We start from the raw sequence: 6086 nt of genomic DNA, 5'->3' as shown, positions 1-6086 counted from the left end.
CTTCTATTGACGTTCTTTTACCACAAAATATACTATTTTGGAGATGTTTAGTGTAGGTAGTTCACAAATCTAGATTATTAATAAGTTCTTCTAAAGCCGATTGTTTACTATCTTCAGATAAATTATCGAACACTTTCTTTAAAAGTTCTGGAGATGCGTATTTGGGATGCTCCTTGATTTCCCGTTATCCGCGTTGGCGGATTTGGTTTGTATAACCGCGCAGGGCGAACATCGCCAGAGCTAGGCGCAATATCTCAGGTGCAAAGACTAAGTCTAAAAAAATTTTTATCAACGACTGGAACACTATTAACTTATAAGAGTGATCGGAGAAATTTTATGGCTTTAAAATTATATTTGCTACGACATGGCGAAACAACTTACAGCCAGACAGGAGGATACTGTGGAGAACTAGATCCGGAGTTAACACCAGAAGGGACACTCATGGCTAAAGCATTCGCCGCAGCATACAGTTCCATACCTTGGACAGCAATTTATGTCAGTCCCAAAAAGCGAACTATTGCCACAGCGAAGCCATTGTGTGACGCTATAGGCATGAAAATGGAACTGCGGGACGGACTCAAAGAAATTAATTATGGCAAATGGGAAGGTCAAAACGCTGATTTTGTCAAGCAGTACTATCTAGATGATTATCTGCATTGGTTAGCCGAACCAGCTTGGAACCCACCCACAGGAGGAGAAACAGCAATCCAGATTGCTAGCCGTGCTTCTCTTGTGATTGCAGAAATTCAGGAAAAATACCCAGAAGGTAACGTTTTAGTAGTTTCTCACAAAGCCACCATTCGGATTATACTTTGCAATTTATTAAGCATTGATTTAGGACGCTATCGCGATCGCATCGATATGCCAGCTACCTCTGTCAGTATTGTTAAATTTGATATTCACGGCCCCATGCTGCAAGTATTAGGCGATCGCAATTACATGACAGAAGAATTGCGCTCACGACCAGGGACGTAGGGAATTGGGGATTCTCCAGAGGAGACGCTACGCGTAGACGCGCAAGCGGCTTCTCACAGAGTACGGGGACAAGAGAAGAGGAACACGAGGGACACGGAAGAATTATTTAACAAGTCTCTTCCCAATAACAAATGACCAATGACCAATGACAAATTATGAAAATCTTAGTACTCAACGCCGGGTCGAGTAGTCAAAAAAGTTGTTTATATGAAATCGTTGGCGATCGCTTACCACAGCATCCACCACACCCGCTTTGGAAAGCTAGTGTAGATTGGACTCATCATCAAGGATTTGCTGAACTCGAAGTCAAAACTGCTAATAACACAGTTTTAAATGAAAACATTCAAGCTGATTCTCATGCATCTGCAACTGAGCATTTATTGCAGACTCTCCTTGAAGGTAAAACAAAGGTGATCAAAGAAGCTGAGGAAATTGATGTAATCGGTCATCGGGTAGTACATGGTGGCCAGGAATACCATCAGCCAACTGTGGTGACACAAGAAGTCAAAGTAGCCATCAGACGTTTAGCAAGTTTTGCTCCAATTCACAATCCAGCCAATCTGGAGGGAATAATAGCAGCTGAAAAAGTATTTCCTGATGCTCCTCAAATTGCAGTATTTGATACAGGCTTTCATAGCCAAATTCCTCTACCTGCGGCTGTTTACCCTGGTCCATATGCATGGTACGAGCAAGAAAATATTCGTCGTTACGGTTTTCACGGAATTAGTCACCAATACTGTAGCAAACGAGCAGCACAATTATTAGGTAAAGACTTAAATTCCTTGCGCCTGATTACATGTCATTTAGGTAATGGTTGCTCTTTGACAGCAATTAAAAATAGCAAAAGTATTGACACCACGATGGGATTTACGCCCTTAGACGGATTAATGATGGGGACTCGATGTGGTTCTCTCGATCCTGGTATTTTAATTTATCTTCTACGTCAGCAAGGTATAGATGCCGACAAATTAGATGATATTCTCAATCACGACTCTGGTTTGAAAGGTATTTCGGGTATCTCTGCTGATATGCGAGCCATCCAAACAGCTATTAGTGAAGGTGATACCCGCGCTCAGTTAGCCTTTGATATGTACATTCATAGATTGCGATCGCACATCGGTTCAATGTTGGCTACACTCTCTGGATTAGACGCGATTGTATTTACTGGTGGAATTGGAGAAAATCATTCTCTAACACGAACTGCTGCATGTGAAGCTTTTGCATTTTTGGGACTAAAACTTGATGAAACCAAAAATCAAGGTTCACCCAAAGACCAAGATATTGCAACAGTAGATTCTAGTGTTCGTGTTTTAGTGATCCAAACTCAAGAAGATTGGGCGATCGCTAAGGAATGTTGGCATTTATTACAGTGATCGAAAAACCCTTAATTCAAACTTGATAAACTACTTGCTTAGAATCATAATCCTGCAAATATGTAACATCAAGTTCGGATAATTAGTTATACTTTCCACAGTCATTGTACCCCACCCCTTAATCCCCTAAGCGCAGGCGCTTAGGGGCGGTTTTGGCGTTAGACAAAACCGGGGTGGGGTTCAAAGGGAATTATAAGTAATCAAACGAACTTGATATAATGCCTAATACCAATTCCTATGAAGTTGCATAGAATAATTATGCTCAAAATTCCTTGTCTGGAAGGAGTTTAAGCTTATTTACACTCAACCTCAATATATTTTGCTTTTCAGCTTTTTGTTTTCTTGAACCTTGAATTTTGGGCGTTGACATTTGTAAAATCTTCTCTAGCAACCAAGGAGCAAAACGCTGACACCAAACTGCTAGATAGCTTTGCCATCCAACCAAAATTTCTGATGAGTCTTTTTGTAATCCGCATACAAATGCTTGAGCTACTCGTTCGGGAGTCATTGGCATTATCCACCGAAATAATTCTAAGTCGCGCACCATGTCGGTATCTGTCAGAGTTGGTAGTAATGCTATGACTCGGATCTTGTATTGAGCAAGTTCGCGGCGTAAAGCTTGGGTAAAACCTAACAGCGCAAACTTAGTAGCTGAGTAAGTCGCCATTGTCGGTACAGCGACTTTCCCCATCAAGCTGGAGACATTAACTATTGTTCCTTCTTCTCGATTTGCCATACGTCTGGCCATCATATGGGTCAGGGTATAAGTCCCCAATAAATTGAGAGAAAGTTCCTCTTGAACTTGGGGTAGTTTCGATTGCAAAAAAGAGTTTTGGTAGGCTACACCTGCACAATTTACCAGCAAGTGAATCGGGCCATAACTACGCCAAAGTTGGGCAACAGCAACATTTACAAAGGTTGGTTTCGTTAAATCTAGCGCCATGATTATGGCTTGAGCACCTATTGCTTCGATTTCTTGAGCGACCTCTGCCAACTTTTGGCGATCGCGAGCGACTAAAATCAATCGTGTCATGCCTTTTTGCGCTAATTCTAGAGCAATGGCACGTCCAATACCACGGGAAGCTCCAGTAATGAGAGCGACCTTGCCTTGAATATTCATGGATTTTATCCTCCAAATTCTAGTCTTACTGCACCTGAACCATAGGATCACCTTCACAACTTTTCTGCATCACGGTACAGGCTAAGACAAAGTTAATTCTTGAATTGCACTAAAAATCTAAAGCCGAAAATCAACTCTTGACGCGATCGGCAGAATGGATGTGGCTCATAGCTTACTCCTGTTATTGTTACTAGGATTACCAATCTTATTGCCAATACACACTCTAACAATTACTTCAAGTAGTAGCAACATTTTTTTATAAGAATTTCTAAATACTTCTTAACAACAAAATAATTTTCAGAGACTATATATAGAATGAGCAATATTTTTTGTAAGTAAAATAAATAAAAATAAAGCCTAATATCGGCTATTTTTGCTGATTAATATCTAAATATAAAATATTTTCAGGACTTATAAGTATTTCTTAAGACTTGTTGATTAGTAACCTAATTTCGTGACAATAAACTCAAATTTGTCTGAATTTTTTGAAAAAAGAGATTATCAACAAGATCTCCGATTTATTTAAGAAATCGGAGATCTTGCTCTCTCAATTTTTACAACTCATTTAAGATTGCGATTGAAATTTAAGATTCAACTAATCCCACAGGACAAGCTACATTTGTTCCTCCTAAACCGCAATAGCCACCAGGGTTTTTATCCAAGTATTGCTGATGGTAGTCTTCGGCGTAGTAAAATTCTGGCGCATTGAGGATTTCTGTAGTGATGTTGCCGTAATCTGCGCTACTGAGGGCTTTTTGATACTGATCCCGCGAAGCTTCAGCTAGCTTTTTTTGTTCCTCAGAGTATACATAAATTCCAGAGCGATACTGTGTACCGACATCGTTACCTTGACGCATTCCTTGGGTGGGATCATGATTTTCCCAAAAGGTTTTGAGTAAATCAGTGTAACTAATCACTTTGGGATCATAAACAACCAACACTACTTCATTGTGACCAGTCATGCCGCTACAAACTTCTTTATAGGTAGGGTTAGGAGTGATACCAGCAGCGTAACCAACTGCGGTAGTATAAACACCAGGAAGTTGCCAGAATTTACGTTCTGCACCCCAAAAACATCCCATCCCAAAAACTGCCGTTTCCATGCCTTCTGGAAACGGAGGTTGGATAGGATTACCTAACACACAGTGATGGTTATTTACTTGCATCGATTCTGCCCGTCCTGGCAAAGCTTCCTGGGAACTAGGCAAGGTTAATTTTTTACCAAATCCAAATAGCACCATTGACTTTTACTCTAATATGTGAGATTTATTTTTACTTTACTTAATATTTTAAAGATTATAACGATCGCCTGCATGATGTTACTACTACAAGTTTTACGACAACCGATTGTCAGAGATGCGATCGCTATCAGTTTAGGAGCTATCGCAGGCGCTTTGAGCCGCTACTATTTAACAGTGTGGTTTACCCAACGTTTTGGTATAAGTTTCCCCTATGGCACATTTGTGATTAATCTTAGTGGCTGCTTTTTGATGGGATTCTTTGCTACCCTAGCTTTGTATAAAGCAGATATTATTTCTCCAGAAGCTCGTTTATTGGTAGCAACAGGATTTTTAGGAGCCTACACAACTTTCTCAACTTATGGGCTAGATACTATTAACCTATTAAATAGTGGTAATTTGGCGAAAACCGCTTTTTATTGGGTTGGTAGTGCAACCTTGGGAATTATCAGCATCCAATTAGGGGTGATTTTAGCTAGATTTTGGAGATAGAATCTCTAAACAGATTCAGAGAAGAAATTATCAAGATTATTCAGTATCGGTATCAATAGCAAAAGCATCACAGCAGAAAACATATCGCCACCCCAACTGTCATGTAGCCAATGGAAAGCTGCTTCGTTACCTGTACCATGAAAGTAGGTGAGCAAAGTATTGCGAATAATATTGCCGCTAATACTAATCAACATTGCTATCAATAAAAATGAAACTGTCTTGCGGCGAGATAATAAATTACCAGTCCAATAAAGTAGCATCAAGCCAACATAAAGAGTAGTAAATAACATTTTTAGTCCTGCACAGTATGGAGCTACTTCTACAATTCTTCCTCCCACATATATATTGATCTCATCAACAGTTACTGTCATCCCAAACTGATTTAGAATAAAGCCCGCAGTACCAGCAATAAAACTTTGTAAAGGGAAGGTATAAGGAGCAATTAGATAAGGTAGTGATGTTGGTGTTGCCAGAAAAACTAATAGTAAAGGAAACTTTTGTAAACTCAAGCCAGAAATACCTTTGAACCATAGGCACAATCCTGCAAGTATGGCAGGAAAGGAAAGATTAACCCATTCGCTAATACCACTAATATAAAAAAATCCTCCTATTAATAATAAGACAGCACCCAAGGGATGCTGATATTCTGGTAGTCTTTGCCATAGTTTACGCTTGAGCCAAGCTATATATACTGCAAAAGGTAAACCAATCATACCGTGACTAAAATATTCGTGTTCTGTACTAATATTTTTATGCAACCAACCATCCAGCCAATGTAGTAATAGAGGCGCATAAAGCAGTCCTAAAATACTTATAATTGCTAAACTCAGCAACTTCTGTGAAATTCTATTTTGAAAGAAACGTTGATTGAGCATAAATTTTTATCCT

At 39.5% G+C, this 6086-nt stretch carries 6 protein-coding genes; 3 read left to right on the top strand and 3 right to left on the bottom strand.

Features of this window, described 5'->3' with window-relative positions; genetic code table 11:
- Window positions 1-336 precede the first annotated feature (336 nt).
- Window positions 337-975 carry a histidine phosphatase family protein gene (locus AC5JMK_RS22685; RefSeq protein ID WP_096676633.1) on the top strand — a complete coding sequence of 213 codons (639 nt, stop codon included), beginning with the start codon at window positions 337-339 and terminating at the stop codon, window positions 973-975.
- 155 nt (window positions 976-1130) lie between these two features.
- Complete coding sequence (locus AC5JMK_RS22680) at window positions 1131-2348, top strand: acetate/propionate family kinase (RefSeq protein WP_495911089.1); 1218 nt, start codon at window positions 1131-1133, stop codon at window positions 2346-2348.
- Between the two features lie 262 nt (window positions 2349-2610).
- On the opposite strand, the gene AC5JMK_RS22675 is transcribed toward AC5JMK_RS22680, so the two are convergent.
- Together AC5JMK_RS22675 and msrA are read right to left on the bottom strand one after the other, a co-directional pair.
- Entirely contained in the window at window positions 2611-3468 is an 858-nt protein-coding gene (locus AC5JMK_RS22675; protein WP_096676631.1) for an SDR family NAD(P)-dependent oxidoreductase, read from the bottom strand.
- A gap of 584 nt (window positions 3469-4052) precedes the next feature.
- The gene (msrA, locus tag AC5JMK_RS22670; RefSeq protein WP_096676630.1) at window positions 4053-4709 is read right to left on the bottom strand and encodes a peptide-methionine (S)-S-oxide reductase MsrA; all 657 of its coding nucleotides are present in this window, start codon (window positions 4707-4709) and stop codon (window positions 4053-4055) included.
- 75 nt (window positions 4710-4784) lie between these two features.
- Here msrA and crcB point away from each other — a divergent pair, with 75 nt between their 5' ends.
- Window positions 4785-5198 carry a fluoride efflux transporter CrcB gene (crcB, locus tag AC5JMK_RS22665; RefSeq protein WP_096676629.1) on the top strand — a complete coding sequence of 138 codons (414 nt, stop codon included), beginning with the start codon at window positions 4785-4787 and terminating at the stop codon, window positions 5196-5198.
- Between the two features lie 5 nt (window positions 5199-5203).
- Here crcB and crtB read toward each other — a convergent pair whose 3' ends face one another.
- Complete coding sequence (crtB, locus tag AC5JMK_RS22660; protein WP_495911088.1) at window positions 5204-6073, bottom strand: cyanoexosortase B; 870 nt, start codon at window positions 6071-6073, stop codon at window positions 5204-5206.
- Window positions 6074-6086 lie beyond the last annotated feature (13 nt).

It is taken from the genome of Pelatocladus sp. (assembly GCF_059505505.1).
This window is presented reverse-complemented; position numbering and strand designations above follow the sequence as displayed.